We start from the raw sequence: 18,482 nt of genomic DNA, 5'->3' as shown, positions 1-18,482 counted from the left end.
TGGCCTCGTGCACCGAGACCCGGGTGTAGATGGCCGCAGCATCCTGGGGGAGCCTAACCTCTTCCTCTTCCTCAAGAACCAGGATGGTGCCCGTGGGTAGCTGGATGGCCCTGGCAGGCAGAATCCCTTGCTTGAACCACTTCCAGGCGGTGCGGTAGGGAATCCCGTGCTTTCTGGCCCAATGGGACAGCTTCACCCCTATCTCTCCGCCTTTACCTTAACACAGAAGAGGATAGACGTCAATAACAGACCACAACTTTGGCAACCGGTATCAGGACCACACCAGGAGCCGCTTGCGGTCCTGGGTATCAGCCCAGGCAGAAAGGAGGGGGGAGAAGACCACGGTGCCCACAAGCTGGACTCCCAGGACCAAGGAAACCCAAAGGGCCTTTTCTGTGAGCAAATAGACCAGCACCAGGAGGGCCACCCGGTGTACCTTGCTCCCCGCCTGGGAAACCAGGTAGGAGAGGATTAACCGGGCAAAGGCTTTGTGCCCCAAAACTTTCATACTACCCCCTTGCCCGGGAGTATACCAGGAATGGCTTTAAGTCAAGGGTTTTCCATCACCAGGTACGCAAGCCGCCTTCCCTCTCGGGCCAGGATCACGGTTCCTTCAGAGAGGCGGTAGACCAGAAGGTCCTTGAGCCTTTGGGGTATCTCGCCCGCCTGGCCCACGTAAAGGACGTCCTCCTGGAGGTCTCCAGAAGGAGCGTTCCTGGGGCGCAGGGAGAGGACGGTTTGCCCCACCTTGAGGGCCAGGGGCTCGGCCCCGATGGAAAGCAGGTGCACTTCCCCCCCCAGGGTTTCCCGGGTGGGGGGGCGGCGGCCCAGGTACTCCCTTAAGGCCTCCGCCAAAACCAGGGCTTCCCGCTCCTGCCCCAGGGCTTGGCCCACCTCCTTGAGGAGGGGGGTGGGGTCCGCCCCACCCAGGCGCTTCAGGGCGAGCTCCAAAACCTTGCGGGCGAAGTCCTGCAGGGCTTCCCAGGGGGCCTGGCGGTACTTCTCCGCCAGCTCGGGGCCAAAGGCCTGGGGGCTGAACTCCCCCTTCAATCGGGCATAAAGGGCCCTGAGGAGGCGCAGGTAGATGTAGTCCTGGTTGGGGCTTAGGAGGAGGGCTAGCATCCGCCCCTCGGCCAGGAGCTCGTAGAGCCTGATTCCGCTTCGGGCCTCGAGCCTCAGGTGGAGGAGATCCCTCTCCCGCACCGCCAGGACCTCGAGGTCCTCCCAAGGGATCACCAAGGTGTCCTCCAGGACATGGTCCTCGCCTGCCATCCCCAGGTGCCAGCTACCCTCCACCTGGCTTAGGGTGAGGGTAAGGGGTCCTAAGGCGATGCGGCCGGGCTTCAGGGGAAGGGTAACCAGGCTTTCCTCCCCCTGGCCGGGCTCGGGAACCCGGGGCCAGGGGGTTTCCCCTTGCGGGGTGGGAAGCAGGTTCAGGAGGGCGATGACCTTTTCCAGGGCCACGCGGAAGCGGCGCCGCTCCTCTTCCAAGAGGAGTTCCCGCCGCCTTTCCTCCTGGGCCTCTTTCCTGAGGCGTTCTTCCAGCCTGGCAATCTCCAGGGCGCTTGCCCCCAGACGCTTGGCTTCCTCCAGGGCTTTTTTCAAGGGCATGAGGTCCCGCTTGGGGGGAAGGCCGTAGGCGTCGTCCCACTCCAGGATGCGGTTCAGGAAGCGGCGGATGTAGGTGCGGGTTTCCTCAGGGGGCAGGGGAAGGTCCTGAGGAAGGTGCAGGGCGGTTTCCAAAAACTCCATCACCAGGGCCTCGGCCACCTTGGGGTCCTCGAGGTCCATGAGGCTATCGGAAAGAGAGGGGATGGGGTGGGTGGGGTGGAAGCGGGAGAGGTTGAAGTCCCGCTTGAAGGTTTCCTTTTCCCGGTACTCCAGGTAGTTCTGCAAGAAGGCGTGGATGAGCCTGAGTTCCTCCCGCCTCCCCGTCAGAAGGTCCTTGGCCCGGGCTTTGGCCTCCCGCTCTGCCAGGAGGTGCCACACCTTTAAGGCGATGGCCCGCAAGGGGGAAGGCTTGGGGGTGGGTTCTTCCAGGTGCTCCAAGGCCTGGGCAGGAAAGTCCGGGGAAGGGGTCTCTACGGGTGGGGGAGGGTTCGGGCTTTGCCGCAGGGCTTTGAAGCGAGCATCGGCCTGGCGGAAGCGCTTGGCCAAGGGCCCTGGCAGGCGGGTTTGGATGAGGAAGGCCCTCAGTTGCAAAAGGGCCCTCTTCCCCCCCTTAGGGGTGCGGCCTGCGGCCAGGTCCTCCACCCGGTACTCGTAGAGGTCCACCAGGTCGGCCAGGTGCTCCACCCATTCATCACTATAATGGGTCCGATGCGCCTTGCTCCCCGGTACAGCGTGGCCGCGGTCTCCCATGTGGGCCGCCGCCAGAACAACGAGGACTTCCACCGGGTGATGCGCCTCGAGGTCCCCCAGGGTAACCTCCTCCTCCTGGCGGTGGCCGACGGCATGGGGGGGATGGAGGCAGGGGAGTGGGCCAGCAAGGTGGCCATAGAGGCTATTTCCGAGGCAGCGCGGGCCTATGCGGAGCACCTGAAGGGAGGCCGGCCAGCGGTGGGCCTCTCCAAGGTGATGGAAAAGGCCTTCACTCTGGCGGCCAGGCGGGTGGAGAAGGAGGCGGAAAGGCTTGGGAAGAAGGGCATGGGCACCACCCTTACCGCCTTCCTCTATGCGGACTGGCTCAAGGAGGGGGTGGTGGGGCACATCGGGGACTCCCGGGCCTACCACCTCACGGCAAAGGGGCTGAAACGGCTCACCGAGGACCACTCCTGGGTGGCGGAGCGCTTGAGGGAAGGGGTTCTTACCCGCACGGAGGCCGAGCACCACCCTTACCGCAACATCCTCACGCGGGCCCTGGGTTTGCCCGAGGCCCGCTTTGACCTGAAGGAGGTGCACCTTGCCCCTGGGGAAGGGGTGCTTTTGGTCACGGATGGGCTTTACGGCCTGGTGCCCGAGGAGGAGTGGGTCTTGGGCAAGGACCTGCAGGCGAGCCTCGAGGGCCTTCTGGCCGAGGCTTTGCGCCGGGGTGGGGACGACAACGTCACCGCCGTGGCCTTACGGGTGGAGTGATGCAGGGGCTTCTGGCCTTCCTCCTGGTTCTCCTCACCGCAGCCCTGGCTTCCCGCCTTTCCCCGTGGGCCCTATGGTTCCTCCTGCTCCTCCTCTCGGGAGCCGCCTGGGCCACGGGGGCCCGGGCGGAGGTGGTTTTCCCCTGGCTGCTTATGGGCCTGGGGCTGCTGGCCTCACCCCGGGTCTACCTGGGTCCCCGGCGGAGGGTCCAAAGGCGTTCCCGTACCCAGGGACGGGCTTCCTCCGGTTCCAAGACCACGGAGGAGGCCCGGGCTCTGGAGAAGCAGTACGAGATCCTGGAGAAGGTGGGCGTGGGGGGTATGGCCACCGTGTACAAGGCCAAGGATAGGAAAACCGGCCGCCTGGTGGCCCTCAAGGTTCCCCAGGAACGCTTTGTGGGCGACCCCCGCTTCGTGCGCCGCTTCCACCGGGAAGCGGAGGTCCTGGCCAAGATGGACCATCCCAACATTGTTAAGGTCTACGACCATGGCCAGGTGGATGGAGTGCACTTCATCGCCATGGAGTACCTGGAGGGGGAGGGTCTGGACAAGCTTATAGAGGAAAGGCGCCTTTCCCTGAAGCAGGCGGCAGCCATCCTCGCCCGGGTGGCCGATGCCCTTAAGCACATCCACGCCCAGGGAATCGTCCACCGGGACATCAAGCCGGGGAACATCATGGTGCTCAAAGGGGCCCTCAAGGAGGATGGCGTGGACCCCAGGGGGGTGCGGCTCATGGACTTTGGCATCGCCGCCGGCAAGGTGCTCACCCGCCTTACCATCACCGGTGCCCGCATCGGCACTCCGGTATACATGAGCCCGGAACAGGCCAAGGGCCAGAAGCTGGACCACCGCTCGGACATCTACTCCCTGGGCATCGTTCTCTACGAGGCCCTCACCGGCCAGCCCCCCTTCACCGGGGGGTATGAGACGGTGATTCACCAGCAGATCTTCCAGGTGCCCACCCCTCCTAAGCAGCTCAATCCCCAGATTCCCCAGGTTCTTTCCGACCTGGTCTTGAAGATGCTGGAGAAGGACCCAGCCAAGCGCCCGTCCTTGGACGAGGTGATCCGGGGCCTTTCCGCCTCCTGGGAGGAGGAGCGGGGCCTGCCCCACCCCTTCTACCTGCTGTTGGGGGTGGAGGCCAAGAAGGGCACGGTGCGGCTTCTGGACCTTTCCGGTACCGCTGCCCGGCTCCTTTCCGGCATTGGCTCCGGTCCGGGCTACTTCCCGGCCCCTCCCCTCTCCGTGGCCGCCGATGGGGAGGGGGGCATCTGGATCTCGGTTTTTGAGCACGGGGCCAAGCTCCTTCACCGCTTTTCCCCGGAAGGGGAGCACCTCCTTTCCGCCGGGCCTTACGGCATGAAGCCCGGGGAGTTCCTCTTTCCCGCGGCCCTGGCGGTGGCCAACGGTAGCCTGTTTGTCCTGGACTCGGAGACCGCCACGGTGAGCCGGCTCGATTTGAAGGGGCAGTACCAGGAGCGCTTTGGCGGCCAGGGGCCGGGCCGGGGCACCTTCCAGGATCCCAAGGCCCTGGCGGCCACGCCGGAGTTCCTTTTCGTCCTGGACTACGGCAACCGCCAGGTGCAACGCCTGGCCCTGGATGGGCGCTACCTTTCCCGTTATGCCTTCCGCCGTTCCAAGGAAAGCGAGGAGCTGAGGCTTCTCGGTGGGGTGGGGGTGGAGGGGGAGAGGCTTTACCTCTACGATGTGGAGGCGGCCAAGGTGCGGGTGCTGGATCTGGCGGGATCCCTTCTCGCCTCCCACACCCTGCCCCTGTTGGAGGGGGAGGACCGCATGAGCCTGGTGGAGCTTCTGCCCTTTGGGGGCATTCTCTATGCGGCCAGGCGCGGGGCGAGCCGCATCCATCGCATAGACCTGAAGACCGGGGAGGCCCTGCCGCCCTTGGAGGTGTACGCCCCCGTGCGGGCCCTGGCCCTTTGGCGGAACCCGGCATGAGGGTGCTTCTGGTAGAGGACGACCCAGGAGTGCGGGAGGCCTTGGAGCTTGGGCTTTCCCTCGAGGGGCACGAGGTCAAGGCCACGGAAAGCCCAAAGGAAGCCCTAAGCCTCCTTCCCTGGGCGGAGGTGGTGATTTTGGACGTGCTTCTGCCCGAAAGAGATGGCTTTTCCCTGCTTAAGGATATCCGGGCTCGCTCGGAGGTGCCCGTGCTGATGCTCACCGCCTTGGATGCGGTGGAGTGGCGGGTGAAGGGCCTCAAGGAGGGGGCGGACGACTACCTGGTCAAGCCCTATAGCCTCTCCGAGCTCCTGGCCCGCCTCGAGGCCCTCTGGCGCCGCGCCCATAGGGGGAAGGAGGCCCCGGAAGTTTTGGCCTACAAGGACCTGAGGCTTTATCCCAGGCGCATGGAGGCCTTCCGGGGGGAGAGGAGGCTTTCCCTTCCCCCCAAGGCGTTCCTCCTCCTGAAGGCTTTTCTGGAGTCCCCGGAGGAGGTGCTTTCCAAGGAGGCTTTGATGCTGAGGGTCTGGGGGGAGGAGGTGGACCCCGCCACCTTGGAGGTGCACCTCTCCCTCTTAAGGAAGGCCCTGGGGGAGCCCAACCCCATCCAGACGGTGCGCGGCTATGGCTACCGCCTTTTCCTCCCTTAGGGGGAGGCTTTTTGCCCTTCTCTTCCTGGCCCTCTTGCTTCTGGCCCTGCCCCTGGCCTTTCTTTCCGCCAGGGAGGCGGAAGGAGCGGCCAGCGAGGACCTGCGCCGGGCCCTTTACACCCGGCTTTACCTCCTTGGGGAGGAGGGACCCAAGGAAGAGGAGGCCCTTCTTCTTGAGCTTTTCCGCCTGGCCCAGGTCTATGGGGGCGGCACGGGCTTCGTGATAGGGAAGAAGGGGGTGGCCTTCACCGAGGTGCCCTCCCCCGACCTTCCCCCTGGTCTCCTCGAGGCCCTTGCTCAGGGACGAGCCTACCAGGGAGTGTGGCGGGGGGTGCTTTACGTGGCCCTGCCCCGGGAGGAAGGAGGATTCGGCATGGCGGTCCCCTTGGAGGGGGTCGCCGGTCTGGGGCGGAGGCTTCTCCTCCTCTACGCCACCTGGGGTGGAGGGGTGCTTTTGGCCATCTTTCTGCTTTCCGCCCTGGGGCTCGCTTGGGCCCTGCGCCCCCTGGGGCAGCTGGCCAACCTCCTGGAGGCCCGGCGGCCTGAGGACCTAAGCCCCCTTCCCGACCCGGGCCTGGCGGAACTGAGGCCCTTGGTGGAGGCCTTGAACAGCCGCCTGGCCCAGGTGGGGGGGCTTCTTAGGGAGCTTTCCGAGAAGGAGGAGGCGGCCCGCCGGTTTGCCCGCCATGCCTCCCACGAGCTCCGCAATCCCCTGGCTGCCTTGAAGGGGTACTTGGAGGTGCTCCTGCGCAAGCCCGAACCCAGGGCCCTCGCCGGGGCCTTACGGGAGGCGGAAAGGATGGAGGCTTTGCTCTCCGGGCTCCTCAGGTTATCCCGCCTCGAGGCCACCTCCTCCAGGCTCATCCCCCTGGACCTGCGGGCTTTCTTGGGGGGATGGGGCCTGGAGGTGGAAGGGGAAGGCCAGGTTCTGGCGGACCCCGAGCTTCTCGCCCTGGCGGTGGAAAACGTGTTGGACAACGCCCGCCGCCACGGGAAGCTTCCCCTTAAGGCCAGGATCCAGCGGGACAGGGAGGGGGTTTGGCTTTGGCTTGTGGACTCCGGGCCCGGCTTCCCCAACGAGCTTTTGCCCCGGGTCCTGGAGCCCTTTGTCCATGGGGGAAAGGGCACGGGCCTGGGCCTCGCCTTGGTGGCGGCGGTGGCCCGGGCCCATGGGGGAAGGGCGTGGGTGGACAACCAGGACGGGGCGGCGGTGGGGCTCTACCTGCCTTTGGCTTCCCTTAAGGTTTCGCCCGATGCGCCCTTTAGCCAGAGGGAATAGCCTCCAGTTCGGAGGTGATAGGGAATGAAACAGGTGCTCATGGGTTTGGTTCTCCTGATGGCGGGCCTTTCCTTGGCCCAAGGCACGGATTACCAGCAGGCGGCGGTAGCCTCGGCGGCCTTGGCCAGGCTCCAGGCGGTGGCCCAGGGGGCCACGGGGGAGGAAAAGCTTCTCGCCTGGGCCAAGGAGGTGAAGGCCCGGGCGGAGAAGAGCTACGAGGCCAAGGCGTACTTCAAGGCGGCGCGGGAGGCCCAGGCCGCCCTTCTCCTTTTCCGGGCAGCCTCAGGGGAACCCCAGGTGCAGGCCCGGGGGCCGAGGCCAGCCCCCCGTATGGGGATGGGGATGCACCATCCCTTTGGACCCAGGGGCCATGCCTTTGCCCCGTGGGGTAAGGGGCGGCCGGGCCCGGATGCCCGCTTGACCCAGCGGGTCCCGAGTGTGGTGGACCGGGCGGAGAAGGAGCTCGCCTACTACCGGGCCCAGGACAGCCTGGTGAAGGATCTGGTGGCCGAGGCCAAGAATAGGCTTTCCAAGGAGCCCGGACGGGCCTTCCTGTTGGCCCGGGCGGCCTTGGCCCTGATCTCGGCGGAGCGGGGCTTCTAAGCCCACCCCACCCTGGCCAGGCCAGGGTGGGGACCCTGGTTAACCCCATCCCGGGACGGATATGGGCGAGAAGGGGTACAAGGCCAGATCGGTCAAACTGGGAAGGATGCGGTGGCTTGGGGTCTCCCTCCTCCTGGCCCTCGGGGGCTGGGCCCTGGGGGAGGAGGGCCCCAAGGGCTTTGGCCCCTCGCCCGAAGAGGTGCTGACCCAGTGCTTTAAGGTGGTGCGGACCCTCGAGGTCCAGGCCCTCTACCGGGAAGGGGATACCCTGGTCCTGGTCCTGGGCCAAGCGGTGGGGGAGAGGCCCCTGCTTCTCTTGGCCCTCGAGGGGGGCAGGCCCATGCCCTACATGGGCCCCATCCGCGGTAAGCCCATGCGGATGCGCCCCTTCTTCTTCCTGCGGGAGCTTTCCCTGGCCCGGCGGGTGCTGGTCCTGCCGGAGGGGTACCGCTGTTTTGTCCTCCACCGGGGGCGGGTGGTGGGGGTGTTGCGCCTGGGCTTGGATCTCATTCCCCTGCCCCTTTCCCCGGAAGCCATTCCCTGATATAGCGCCAACCTGGTTTTCGCCAGGTTGGAGGCCCCGGAAGATCCCTTCCACAAGTCTTTTTCTTGGAGGGTGTAAGGGGTAGGGTTCGGCACGAAAGGGTATCACGGGTTCCCGGGCTTTCCGGTTTTAAAATGCCCCCATATGAAGCCGGGCCTCTATCCCCTCCTGGGCCCCCCCGCTTCGGGGAAGACCACCCTGGCCCGGGAATGGGCCCTGGAGGTCCTGAAGCGGCGGGGGAGGGTCTACTGGGTGGGCCTGCCCCACCAAAGGGCCTATGTGTACCGCCTTTTCGGGGGGGAAGGGGCGGTGCTGGGCCTGGAGTTCATGTCCTTCCAGGCCCTCTACTACCGGGTATTGGCGGAGGGGGGGCGGCTTGGACCTTTGCTTCCCGGGGCGGCAAGGGTGGCCCTGGTGGGGGAGGTCCTTAGAGACCTCTACGGGGAAGGGGTTGCCCCCGGGGAAGCCCGGCTTTTCGCCCGGGCCATTGCGGAACTCAAGCGCTATGGCCTTTCCCCCTTCGCCCTGCCCAAGGAGGGGGAGGCGGGAAGGCTCAGGCGGGTTTACTTCGCCTACGAGCGCCTGAAGGAAAAGGCCTTGGACTACGACGACTTCCGCCACCGGGCGGGCCGCGTGCCCCTTCGCCTTTTCCCGAGGCCGGACCTGGTGGTGGTGGATGGCTTTAGAGAGGTGGGTCCTTTGGACCTCCGCTTCCTTAAGCGCCTGGCCCGGGAGGTACCCGTCCTCCTCACCCTGGAGCTTCTTCCGGAGGGGCTGGAACCCTGGCAGACCCTTTCCCAAAGGCCGGTGAAGAAGGAGGTCTGGGTCCTGGCCAACCCGGTGGAGGAGGCTCGCCACCTCCTGAGGGCCCTCAAGCGGGCTTTGGCCTCGATGGACCTGGGGGGCGAGGGTTTGGACCCCTTTGAGGTGATGGTGGTGGCCCCGGAGGACCGCATCCCTGGGCTTCTCCTCTTTCAGGACGAGTACGGCTTGCCCCTTTACGACGGGCGGGAGGGGGCCTTGGCGGACACGGAGGAGGGGGAAAGGGTCCTGGCCCTCCTGAACCCCATGCCCACCGGGCGGGACCTTCTGGCCCTGGGGTTTTCCGCCCTGGGCCGGAGGGCCCTGCGGCTTGGGCTTGCGGGGGAAGAGGCCCTGGCGCTTTTGGCGGAAAAGGAGGGCTTGCTTCAGGAATGGCAGGCGTTTTTGGCCCTGCGCACCCCCGGGCCTAACCTCCTGGCCTGGGCGGAGGAGGTTTTGGAGCGTTTGGGGGTTTTGGCCAAAGAACCCTTCCTTTACCGCCTCCGCTTGGCCTTAAGGGCCGATAAGGGGAATCCCCTGGCCTGGTGGCGGAGCCTTTTGCTGGATGAAAGCCTGCCCCCTGAGCCAAACCGGGGGGTTGCCGTGCTTCCCCCCTTACGGGCCTTAGGCATAAGGGCCAAGAGGGCCTATGTGCTGGACTGGGTGGCGGGGCGCTACACCCTGGGAGAAGGGGAGGACTACTTCCTTTTGGAGGAGTTGCGGGAGCGGGGGCTTCTCAGGAGGCTACCTCGACGCCTTCGGGGCCTTGACCCCCTTTTCCTCCAGGCGCTTTCCACCCGGGGGGATGAGGTCTATCTCCTCTACCCAGAGGCGGGGCCTTCGGGGGCCTACGAACCCCTGGAGAAGGGAATGAGGCCCGAGCCCCTGCCGCCTTCAGGCCGCCTCGAGGCCCTGCCGGAGGAATCCTTCACCCCGCCCCTCCCCACCTCCCACGCTCCCCCGGCCCACCTGGAGGTCCTCCGCCGCCACGGGGAGTGCCCCTTTCGGACCTATCTGGAGCGCTTTCCCCTTCGCCTGGAGGATGGGGCCCTGGGCTGGCACCTCCTGCCAGAGGAGCGGGAACGGCTGTTGCGTGACCCCGAGGTAGGCCCCTGGCTGGAAGCGTATAGAGAACATTGGCAAACCATGCAGTTTTGGAAACTGTGGGAACGAAAGCCCCTGAACCTGCGCCTGGATGGAGTCCGGAGGGAAGGCGACATCATTCACCTTTACCGCCTTCTGCCTCAGGGAGGAGAGCCCGACCTGGGACCCCGAAAGCGTTGGACTGAGTGGTATGCCTTGGGGGTTTTAGTGGAGCGCAGGGATATCCGTGAGGTCCACCTATGGACTTGGCCCTGGATGGGGAGGCCTACCCTTTACCGCCGCCAGCGGTCCGCTCAACTTCCCAAAGCAGTGGAGGAGGTGCGGCGACAAGTGGAGGAAGCCTATTCGCTTTGGCAGCAAGGGGCTTTCCGCCCAACACCTGGGAACCACTGCTACGCCTGCGGTCTGGCGGACATCTGCCGCAAGGAGGAGGTATGAGGCTCTACGTGGCTTCCGCGGGCACGGGCAAGACCCACGCCCTGGTGGGGGAGCTCCTGGCGCTCTTGCGCCAGGGGGTGCCCCTCCGGCGTATGGCTGCCGTCACCTTCACCCGCAAGGCGGCGGAGGAGCTGAGGCGGCGCATCCAAGGCGAGGTGGCCAGGCTCTCCTCCGCTTCTTGGGCAGAGGAGGCGCAGCGGGAGGTCTACGGGGCAGTCTTCACCACCATCCACGGCTTTATGGCCGAGGCCATCCGCCACACCGCTCCCCTCCTCTCCCTGGACCCGGACTTTGCCCTATTGGACGAGCTTTTGGCCGAAGCCCTCTTCCTGGAGGAGGCGCGAAGCCTCCTTTACCTGAAGGGCCTGGACCCAGCTCTGGAGGGGTCCCTCCTCGCTCTTTACCGGAAGCGCTCCCTGGCGGGGGCGTTTCGGGCCCTGCCCGGGGCGGAGGGGCTTCTTGAGCTGTTCCAGGAGGTCCTTTCCGGCTACCACCGGCGCACGCGGGAGGCCCTGGGGCCAGGGGACCTCGAGGCCCTGGCCCTTCGTCTCCTGGAACATCCCCAGGCGGTGAGAAGGGTGGTGGAGCGTTTCCCCTACCTCCTGGTGGACGAGTACCAGGACGTGAATCCCTTGCAGGGGCGGTTCTTCCGGGTCCTGGAGGAGGCAGGGGTGCAGGTGGTGGCCGTGGGGGATCCCAAGCAGTCCATCTACCTCTTCCGCAACGCCCGGGTGGAGGTCTTCCGCCAGACCCTCAAGGAGGCGGCGGAGGTCCATCGCCTCGCCGAAACCCGGCGCCACGCCAAGGCGGTGGCACGCTTCCTGAACCGTTTTGTGGAGCGCCTTTTCCCCGAGCCCGAGCGGGTGCCGGTGGTGCCCCTAAGGGAGGAGGAGGGCCTGGTGGAGGTCCACTGGGTGGTGGGGGAGGGGGGCTTGCCGGAAAAACGGGAGAAGGAGGCGGCCCTTCTGGTGGAACGGCTTGCGGCCCTTCGGGGCCAGGGCTATGCCTACCGGGAGATGGCGGTCCTGGTGCGGAGCCGGGCAAGCCTTCCCTTCCTGGAAAGGGCCTTCCGGGCCCTGGGGGTTCCTTACGTCCTCAGGCGGGGGCAGAGCTTCTTCAAGAGGCCCGAGGTGCGGGATGTCTACCACGCTTTGCGCCTCGCCCTGCTGGAGGGTCCCCCAAGCCCTAAGGAGCGCATTTCCCTCCTGGCTTTCCTGAGGGGTCCTTTCGTGGGGGTGGACCTCGGGCAGGTGGAGGAGGCCCTGCAGGCGGAAGATCCCCTTCCCCTCCTTCCCCCGGAGGTGCGGATGCGCCTGGATGGGCTCAAGGCGCTTGCGGGCTTGCGTCCCCTCGAGGCCCTGAAGGCCCTTGTGCGGGACGAGGTCTTCCTAAGGCGGCTTTCCCGGAGGGCCCGGGCCAATCTGGACACCCTTCTCCTCCTGGCCGCGGAGGAGCGCTTCCCCGACCTCGAGGCCCTTTTGGAGTGGCTAAAGGTGCGGGCCGAGGACCCGGAAACCTCCGAGCTTCCCGAGGGGGGAGAAGGGGTGCAGCTCCTCACGGTCCACGCGGCCAAGGGCCTGGAGTGGCCGGTGGTGGCGGTCTTTGACCTCGCCCGCCACGAGGGAGGGAGGTCCGAACCCGTGCTGGTGGGCTTAGACGGCGAGGTGGCCCTGGAGGGGACGGAGGGGTACCAAAACTTGAGAAGGACCCTGGCCCGCGCCCAGGAGGAGGAGTCCCTGCGGCTCCTTTACGTGGCCCTCTCCCGGGCCAGGGACGTGCTTCTCCTCACGGGAAGCCGTTCCGAACGGCCTGGACCCTGGGCCGAGGCCCTCATGGACCTGGGCCTGGGGCCTGCGGACCAGGACCCCCTGGTGCACCGCCACCCCTTGGCGGGCCTTCCTCCCTTGCCCTCCCCCCCACTTCTTCCTGAACCCCAGCCCCCCGCCCCTTATGCGGAGCACCTCATCCCGTCCAAGCGCTTTCCCCCGGTCTTTTCCCCCAGCGCTTACCGCAAGGGGGAGGGGGAGCCTTTGGCTCTTTCCCAGGCCCTCGAGGCCGAAACCCTCCCCGAGTACCCCCGGGCCCTGGGCACCCTGGTGCACTACGCTTTAGCCCGCAACCTGGACCCGGGGGACGAGGGGGCCATGCGGGCCCTCCTCCTGCAGGAGGTGGCTTTCCCCTTCCCCGAGGAGGAGCAAAAGCGCCTTCTTGCGGAGGTGCGGCTCCTCCTTTGGAACCACCGGCGCATGCTGGGGGAAGTCCTCCCCGCTTTGGAAAACCGGGAGGAGGACCACGCTGAGCTTCCCCTGGTCCTGCCCCTTGCGGGCACCGTCTGGTATGGGGTTCTGGACCGGCTTTACCGGGTGGGGGACAGGTGGTACCTGGAGGACTACAAGACCGACCAAAGGATGGCCCCGGAGCATTACCGCCTGCAGTTAGCCCTCTACTGGGAGGCGGTGCGGCGGGCCTGGGGGGTGGAGGCCGAGGCCCGTTTGGTCTATTTAAGGCACGAAAGGGTTCACGCCTTCTCACCAGAGGAGCTTCAGGAGGCCCTTCGGGAGTTGGAAAAAGCCCCCGGGATCCTCTCCCAGGGGCTTGAGCCGGACCTGCTTTAGCGCTTGGAGTACTGGGGCGCCCGGCGGGCCTTGTGCTTGCCGTACTTCTTCCGCTCCACCACCCGCGCATCCCGGGTGAGGAAGCCCAGGGGCTTCAGCTTGGCGCGGTAGTCGGGGTTGTACTGGAGAAGGGCCCGGGCCACCCCCAGCTTGATGGCGTCCACCTGGCCGCTCTTGCCGCCCCCCTTCACGGTGATGTAGGCGTCAAAGCGCCCCAGGGCATCCACGGCCCTCAGGGGATCGAGGGCCGCCACCGCCCTTACCAAGCCCTGGAAATAGTCCTGGAAGTCCTGGCCGTTCACGGTGACCTTGCCGCTTCCGGGCCTCAAAAAGACCCGGGCCACCGCCTCCTTGCGCCTACCGGTGCCGTAGTACTGCTCCATCACTTGACCTCCAGCTTAACGGGTTTCTGGGCCTGGTGGGGATGGGTGGGGCCGGCGTAGACCTTGAGGCGCTTGAAGAGCCTCCGCCCCAGGGGTCCTTTGGGGAGCATGCCCTTTACCGCATGCTCCAGCACCCTCTCCGGGTGGGTGGCCAGCATCTTTTCCGCGGGGATCTCCTTCAGCCCCCCCTGGTAGCCGCTATACCGGGTATAGATCTTCTGCTTCAGCTTCTTGCCGGTGAGGCGGATCTTGTCGGCGTTGATCACCACCACGAAGTCGCCCATGGGAAGGTTGGGGGTCCAGTCGGGGCGGTGCTTGCCGCGTAGCAGGATGGCGATCTGCGTGGCCAGCCGCCCTAAGGTTTTGCCCTCGGCGTCAATGAGAACCCACCGGGGTTCGATCTCCTTGGGTATGTACGTCTTGGGCTGCATGCGTTTGGGCCCTCCTTCAACTCTGTGTGCCAGGCACCATGTTCTTGCCGGGGGATCGGGGGACCCCGCAAGAACGCCAAAGAAAACTCTACCATAACCCCAGGGTCTTTTGCCAGATGTGGTAGGCTGAAGTCCCGTGAACGGGGTTTCCGAGAGCACGCAAAGGCCGAGGAAGTACGTGTTTGTCACCGGGGGTGTGGTGTCCAGCCTGGGCAAAGGCATCCTCACCTCTTCCCTGGGAGCCCTCTTTCGGGCCCGGGGGTATAGGGTTACCGCCATCAAGATTGACCCCTACGTGAACGTGGATGCGGGGACCATGCGTCCCTATGAGCACGGGGAGGTCTTCGTCACCGCCGACGGGGCGGAAACCGACCTGGACATCGGCCACTACGAGCGCTTCCTGGACCTGGACCTCTCCCGGGGCAACAACCTCACCACGGGCCAGGTGTACCTTTCCGTGATCCAGAAGGAGCGCCGGGGGGAGTACCTTTCCCAGACGGTGCAGGTGATTCCCCACATCACCGACGAGATCAAGGACCGCATCCGCAAGGTGGCGGAGGAGCAGGGAGCCGAGGTGGTGGTGGTGGAGGTGGGGGGCACGGTGGGGGATATCGAGAGCCTTCCCTTCCTGGAGGCCATCCGCCAGTTTCGCTTTGACGAGGGGGAGGAGAACACCTTCTACATCCACCTCACCCTGGTCCCCTACCTGGAAACCAGCGAGGAGTTCAAGACCAAGCCCACCCAGCACTCCGTGGCCACCCTGAGGAGCGTGGGTATCCAGCCCGATGCCATCGTTCTCCGCTCGGTGAAACCGGTGCCGGAGGAGGTGCGTAGGAAGGTGGCCCTGTTCACCAATGTGCGCCCTGGGCATGTGTTCAGCAGCCCCAATGTGGAGCACATTTACGAGATACCCCTCCTCCTCGAGGAGCAGGGCCTGGGCCGGGTGGTGGAAAGGGCCTTAGGCCTCGAGGCCGTCTTCCCCAACCTTTCCTTCTGGCAGGAGGCGGTGAGGGTGCTGAAGCACCCCGAGCGCACCGTGAGGATCGCCATCGCCGGCAAGTACGTGAAGATGCCGGACGCCTATCTCTCCCTTCTGGAGGCCTTGAGGCATGCGGGCATCCGGCACGGGGCCCGGGTGGAGGTGAAGTGGGTGGATGCGGAGAGCCTCGAGGGAGCCGACTTGGACGAGGCCTTTAGGGATGTTTCCGGCATCCTGGTCCCCGGGGGGTTTGGGGTGAGGGGCATTGAGGGGAAGGTGCGGGCGGCCCAGTACGCCCGGGAAAAGGGAATCCCCTATCTGGGCATCTGCCTGGGGTTGCAGATTGCGGTCATCGAGTTTGCCCGGCATGTGGCCGGGCTCAAGGGGGCCAACTCCACGGAGTTTGACCCCTACACCCCCCACCCGGTCATAGACCTCATGCCCGAACAGCTGGAGGTGGAGGGGCTGGGGGGCACCATGCGCCTTGGGGACTGGCCCATGCGCATCCGCCCGGGTACCCTCCTCCACCGCCTCTACGGCAAGGAGGAGGTTTCGGAGCGCCACCGCCACCGGTACGAGGTGAATCCCCTCTACGTGGACCAGCTGGAGCGGGCTGGGCTGGTGATTTCCGCCACTACCCCGGGGATGCGGGGCCGGGGGGCGGGGCTAGTGGAGGCCATCGAGCTCAGGGACCACCCCTTCTTCCTGGGCCTGCAAAGCCACCCCGAGTTCAAGAGCCGCCCCATGCGCCCCTCCCCTCCCTTCGCGGGCTTCGTGGAGGCGGCGTTAAAGCACGCGGGGCTTTAAAGCAGGCTTCGGGCGAACTGCCGGGCCACGCGCCCGGAGAAGGCTTTTTGCAGGGCAAAACGCAGGGCCTCCCTTTCCTCCTCCGGGGTCAAGGAGCGGCCCAGGTGGTGGGCCACTGCCTTCAGGTAAAGGGTCTTGTCAAAAGGCGGGAAGGTGAGGACCAGCCCGAAGCGCTCGGAGAGGGCCAGGGTGTCCTGAAGCTCATCCCAGGCGGTGGGGTCGGCCCCGGGTAGGGGGTTTTCCCCGGTTTGGCGCACCAGGTGGCGGCGGTTGGAAGTGGCCAGCAAGAGAACGTTCTCCGGAGGGCCCTCCAGGCTTCCTTCCAGGAGGGCCTTCAGGTGGTGGAAGGATTCCTCTTTGGGATCCAGGGAGAGGTCGTCCAGGAAGAGGAAGAAGCGATGGGGAAGGAGGGTCAGCCTTTCCAGCAAGTCTTCCAGGTGGGCCAAGGCCTTGGGCTCCACCTCCACCATGCGGGCTTCTCTGAGGTGCAAAAGGCTTTTGGCGGCGGTGCTTTTGCCCGTGCCCCGGGCCCCGTAGAGGAGGGTGTGGAGGGCGGGTTTCCCCGAGAGGAAGCGGCGGGCGTTGGCCCTGAGGGCCTTAAGCTGTTCCTCGTAGCCCAGAAGTTCGTCCTCCCGGGGCAGGCGGTAGCGTTCCAGGGGGCGCACCTCGCCAGCGAAGCGGAAGGCCCGGTAGAGGGCAAAGGGATAGGGTCCGTGGGCTTGGAGCACCCGAGCCAGGGCCTCGGGGTCGCGGGTGAGGAGGGCGGCCAGGGCCCCTTCCTCAGCGGGGTGGGGAGGGCGTTCCCCCAGGTCGGCTAAAGGGTACTCCCTCCGCCTTCCCTCCAGTTCCAGGGAGAGGACCTCGAGGTCCTGCCGTATCAGCTGGAGAAGCCCCGGGGTGGGCCTTAAAGCCCGCCAGGCCCAGGGGGCTTTGAGGAGGCTTTGGGCGAAGGCATAGCCCCAGGGTTCACCCCGGGGCAGGTCCAGGTCCAGGAGGTCCAAAGGGGTCTTGGGAAGCCTCATGGGCCCCATGCTAAAGGAAAACCCCCGGGGAAGGCCCCGGGGTTCTGTGGTGGGCCGCACAGGACTCGAACCTGTAACCCACCGATTAAGAGTCGGTTGCTCTACCGGTTGAGCTAGCGGCCCAAGGTGTGCACGGCGTCGGCCTTGACGCCAAAAGCCAGTGTAGCCTTCCCTCAAGGCTCTGTCAAGGCGGCTACAACAGGTAAAGCACCGCCCGTCCCCTTTCCACCCGCACCCGGATGGGCCCGAGGGCCTGATTTTCCAGGGTGAGGGTGGTGGCCTTAAGGGAAGTGGGGGGGAGGTTCCAGCGGGCTCCTTCCACGGCCAAGGTGGCCTCGGGGAAGGGCAGGAGGCTGAAGGCAGTCCCCTTTTCCAGGGGGAAGGCGTGGAGTCCAGCAAGGAGGGGGAAGGCCCGGGTAAGCCCGTCGGTGAGTTCTACCCTTACCCCCTTTTCCGCCAGCAGAAAGGCCAGCTCCAGGTGGGCCAGGGTGTGGTCCAGGCGGCCCCCAATGCCCCCTAGGAGGAGGACTTCCTCGGCCCCCAGTTCCAGGGCTTTTCGCACCAGGGCTTCGCCGTCCGTAAGGTCCTTATCCCGGGTAAGCACCTCCTTGGGGGCGGGAAGGATTTGCTGGAGCCAAGGGGGACTTGAGTCGAAGTCGCCAAGCCATAGTTCCAAGGGAAGCCTCAGGGCCAGGGCGTGCCGTCCACCGGAGTCCGCCGCCAGGAGGCGGAGGCCCCTTAGGCGTTCCCGCAAAGCCTCCGTCACCAGGAGCGGGCCGCCTAGGAGAAGGGCGAAGCGCCTCATCCCTCCAAGGGTACCGCCTGGGAAAGATCCAGGTGAAGGTGGACCTGGGCTCCCTCCGGGGGGCCTTCCAGGGCCTCGAGGTAAAGCCGCACCTTCCCAAGCCGCACCCAAAGCCCCACCCTGTTCCCGAAGAAAAGCCGTTCCTCCACCACCCCTGGGTGCTCCCCTCCCAGGCGGAGGGCTTTGGGCAGAAGAAGGTGGGGTTTAGCAGGCAAGCCCAGGGCCTGGCTTTCCTCCGGGGAGAGGAGGTTCTTGTGCCCGAGGAAGCGGGCAGTCCAGAGGTCCTTGGGCCTTGCGTACACCTCTTCCGGAAGCCCCACCTGCACGAGCCTTCCCTGACGCAGGAGGGCCACCCGGTGGGCCAGGAGGAAGGCCTCCCCCTGGTCGTGGGTGACCACCAGGGTGGTCACCCCTTCCGCCCGGAGGGTCCTGCGCAAAAAGAAGAGGAGCTCCTCCCGTAGCCTCAAGTCCAGGGCTCCCAGGGGCTCGTCCAGGAGGAGAAGCCTTGGCCTTGGTGCCAGGGCCCGGGCCAGGGCAACCCGTTGCTGTTCTCCCCCGGAAAGCTCCTGGGGGCGCTTTTGGGCATGGGGGGTGAGCTCCATGCGCTCAAGGAGCTCCTTCACCCGTGCCTCTCGCTCCTTCCCAGGCCAACGGGCCTCCACCAGGCCAAAGGCGATGTTTTCCGCCACGGTGAGGTGAGGGAAGAGGGCATAGTCCTGGAAAAGAAACCCTACCCCCCGCCTTTCCGGGGGCAGGGGGGTGAGGTCCTGCCCGCGGAAGCGCACGAAACCCCGGTCGGGGGAAAGGAGGCCGGCGATGAGCTTCAGCAGGGTGCTCTTTCCGCTACCCGAGGGTCCCAGGAGGGCCAGGACCTCTCCTTCCTGGACAGCAAGATCTAGGGCCAGTCGGAAACCGGGAAAGCGCTTTTCCAGGGCAAGCTCCAGCACCCCTCCATTAAACAAGGAACCTGGGGCGTGCCCCGGGTTCCTTG

15 protein-coding genes, 1 tRNA gene and 2 pseudogenes are annotated in these 18,482 nt (G+C 66.0%); 9 read left to right on the top strand and 9 right to left on the bottom strand.

The window, feature by feature from the left end:
- From F604_RS0105945 to F604_RS0105935, 3 genes and pseudogenes are all read right to left on the bottom strand, one after another.
- Positions 1–196, bottom strand: a pseudogene (locus F604_RS0105945) (IS607 family transposase); the annotation flags it as partial.
- A gap of 78 nt (positions 197–274) precedes the next feature.
- Positions 275–508 (bottom strand): annotated as a pseudogene (locus F604_RS0105940) (MFS transporter); the annotation flags it as partial.
- 41 nt (positions 509–549) lie between these two features.
- Positions 550–2,295 carry a hypothetical protein gene (locus F604_RS0105935; protein ID WP_019550834.1) on the bottom strand — a complete coding sequence of 582 codons (1,746 nt, stop codon included), beginning with the start codon at positions 2,293–2,295 and terminating at the stop codon, positions 550–552.
- 24 nt (positions 2,296–2,319) lie between these two features.
- On the opposite strand from F604_RS0105935, the gene F604_RS0105930 reads away from it, so the two are divergent.
- The 8 genes from F604_RS0105930 (at position 2,320) to F604_RS0105895 (ending at position 13,064) form a co-directional block, all read left to right on the top strand.
- Positions 2,320–3,075: a protein phosphatase 2C domain-containing protein gene (locus tag F604_RS0105930; RefSeq protein ID WP_019550833.1), complete on the top strand. Its 756-nt coding sequence runs from the start codon at positions 2,320–2,322 to the stop codon at positions 3,073–3,075.
- The gene (locus F604_RS0105925; RefSeq protein ID WP_019550832.1) at positions 3,075–5,030 is read left to right on the top strand and encodes a protein kinase domain-containing protein; all 1,956 of its coding nucleotides are present in this window, start codon (positions 3,075–3,077) and stop codon (positions 5,028–5,030) included. The genes F604_RS0105930 and F604_RS0105925 overlap by 1 nt, the downstream gene beginning before the upstream one ends.
- A complete protein-coding gene (locus tag F604_RS0105920) occupies positions 5,027–5,680 on the top strand; it encodes a response regulator transcription factor (protein WP_015717993.1) in 654 nt (217 codons plus the stop codon). Before F604_RS0105925 ends, F604_RS0105920 begins: the two co-directional genes overlap by 4 nt.
- A complete protein-coding gene (locus F604_RS0105915) occupies positions 5,655–6,959 on the top strand; it encodes a sensor histidine kinase (RefSeq protein WP_019550830.1) in 1,305 nt (434 codons plus the stop codon). The genes F604_RS0105920 and F604_RS0105915 overlap by 26 nt, the downstream gene beginning before the upstream one ends.
- A gap of 24 nt (positions 6,960–6,983) precedes the next feature.
- Positions 6,984–7,562, top strand: a complete 579-nt coding sequence (locus tag F604_RS0105910) for a hypothetical protein (protein WP_015717991.1) — start codon at positions 6,984–6,986, stop codon at positions 7,560–7,562.
- A 106-nt stretch (positions 7,563–7,668) separates the two neighbouring features.
- Positions 7,669–8,106 carry a hypothetical protein gene (locus tag F604_RS0105905; protein ID WP_019550829.1) on the top strand — a complete coding sequence of 146 codons (438 nt, stop codon included), beginning with the start codon at positions 7,669–7,671 and terminating at the stop codon, positions 8,104–8,106.
- Positions 8,107–8,250: 144 nt separating this feature from the next.
- Complete coding sequence (locus F604_RS0105900) at positions 8,251–10,449, top strand: PD-(D/E)XK nuclease family protein (RefSeq protein WP_019550828.1); 2,199 nt, start codon at positions 8,251–8,253, stop codon at positions 10,447–10,449.
- Positions 10,446–13,064: a UvrD-helicase domain-containing protein gene (locus tag F604_RS0105895; protein ID WP_019550827.1), complete on the top strand. Its 2,619-nt coding sequence runs from the start codon at positions 10,446–10,448 to the stop codon at positions 13,062–13,064. Before F604_RS0105900 ends, F604_RS0105895 begins: the two co-directional genes overlap by 4 nt.
- On the opposite strand, the gene rpsI is transcribed toward F604_RS0105895, so the two are convergent.
- Both rpsI and rplM read right to left on the bottom strand, forming a co-directional pair.
- A complete protein-coding gene (gene rpsI, locus F604_RS0105890) occupies positions 13,061–13,447 on the bottom strand; it encodes a 30S ribosomal protein S9 (protein WP_019550826.1) in 387 nt (128 codons plus the stop codon). The genes F604_RS0105895 and rpsI overlap by 4 nt on opposite strands.
- Positions 13,447–13,878 carry a 50S ribosomal protein L13 gene (gene rplM / locus F604_RS0105885; RefSeq protein WP_019550825.1) on the bottom strand — a complete coding sequence of 144 codons (432 nt, stop codon included), beginning with the start codon at positions 13,876–13,878 and terminating at the stop codon, positions 13,447–13,449. Before rplM ends, rpsI begins: the two co-directional genes overlap by 1 nt.
- Positions 13,879–14,014: 136 nt before the next feature.
- Here rplM and F604_RS0105880 point away from each other — a divergent pair, with 136 nt between their 5' ends.
- Positions 14,015–15,664, top strand: coding sequence for a CTP synthase (locus tag F604_RS0105880; protein ID WP_019550824.1), 1,650 nt, complete (start codon positions 14,015–14,017; stop codon positions 15,662–15,664).
- On the opposite strand, the gene F604_RS0105875 is transcribed toward F604_RS0105880, so the two are convergent.
- The 4 genes from F604_RS0105875 to F604_RS0105860 form a co-directional block, all read right to left on the bottom strand.
- The gene (locus F604_RS0105875) at positions 15,661–16,686 is read right to left on the bottom strand and encodes a DUF815 domain-containing protein (RefSeq protein WP_169336153.1); all 1,026 of its coding nucleotides are present in this window, start codon (positions 16,684–16,686) and stop codon (positions 15,661–15,663) included. The two genes, F604_RS0105880 and F604_RS0105875, sit on opposite strands and share 4 nt — an antisense overlap.
- A gap of 47 nt (positions 16,687–16,733) precedes the next feature.
- Positions 16,734–16,809, bottom strand: a tRNA-Lys gene (locus F604_RS0105870).
- 70 nt (positions 16,810–16,879) lie between these two features.
- Positions 16,880–17,491: a thiamine diphosphokinase gene (locus F604_RS0105865; RefSeq protein WP_019550823.1), complete on the bottom strand. Its 612-nt coding sequence runs from the start codon at positions 17,489–17,491 to the stop codon at positions 16,880–16,882.
- On the bottom strand, positions 17,488–18,438 hold the full coding sequence (locus tag F604_RS0105860) for an ABC transporter ATP-binding protein (RefSeq protein WP_019550822.1): 951 nt from the start codon (positions 18,436–18,438) through the stop codon (positions 17,488–17,490). Before F604_RS0105860 ends, F604_RS0105865 begins: the two co-directional genes overlap by 4 nt.
- Positions 18,439–18,482 lie beyond the last annotated feature (44 nt).

This window comes from Thermus scotoductus DSM 8553 (assembly GCF_000381045.1).
GTDB classification, from domain to species: Bacteria; Deinococcota; Deinococci; order Deinococcales; family Thermaceae; genus Thermus; species Thermus scotoductus.
Note: the sequence above shows the minus strand (reverse complement) of the source record. Positions and strands in the feature narration are given on the sequence as shown.

Excerpts from the sequence above, each read along its gene's own strand:
- F604_RS0105910 (WP_015717991.1), top strand. The coding sequence starts at position 6,984 with ATGAAACAGGTGCTCATGGGTTTGGTTCTCCTGATGGCGGGCCTTTCC.
- F604_RS0105920 (WP_015717993.1), top strand. The coding sequence starts at position 5,027 with ATGAGGGTGCTTCTGGTAGAGGACGACCCAGGAGTGCGGGAGGCCTTG.
- F604_RS0105900 (WP_019550828.1), top strand. The coding sequence starts at position 8,251 with ATGAAGCCGGGCCTCTATCCCCTCCTGGGCCCCCCCGCTTCGGGGAAG.
- F604_RS0105905 (WP_019550829.1), top strand. The coding sequence starts at position 7,669 with ATGCGGTGGCTTGGGGTCTCCCTCCTCCTGGCCCTCGGGGGCTGGGCC.
- F604_RS0105925 (WP_019550832.1), top strand. The coding sequence starts at position 3,075 with ATGCAGGGGCTTCTGGCCTTCCTCCTGGTTCTCCTCACCGCAGCCCTG.
- F604_RS0105930 (WP_019550833.1), top strand. The coding sequence starts at position 2,320 with ATGCGCCTTGCTCCCCGGTACAGCGTGGCCGCGGTCTCCCATGTGGGC.
- F604_RS0105895 (WP_019550827.1), top strand. The coding sequence starts at position 10,446 with ATGAGGCTCTACGTGGCTTCCGCGGGCACGGGCAAGACCCACGCCCTG.
- rplM (WP_019550825.1), bottom strand. The coding sequence starts at position 13,878 with ATGCAGCCCAAGACGTACATACCCAAGGAGATCGAACCCCGGTGGGTT.
- rpsI (WP_019550826.1), bottom strand. The coding sequence starts at position 13,447 with ATGGAGCAGTACTACGGCACCGGTAGGCGCAAGGAGGCGGTGGCCCGG.
- F604_RS0105875 (WP_169336153.1), bottom strand. The coding sequence starts at position 16,686 with ATGAGGCTTCCCAAGACCCCTTTGGACCTCCTGGACCTGGACCTGCCC.
- F604_RS0105865 (WP_019550823.1), bottom strand. The coding sequence starts at position 17,491 with ATGAGGCGCTTCGCCCTTCTCCTAGGCGGCCCGCTCCTGGTGACGGAG.
- F604_RS0105915 (WP_019550830.1), top strand. The coding sequence starts at position 5,655 with ATGGCTACCGCCTTTTCCTCCCTTAGGGGGAGGCTTTTTGCCCTTCTC.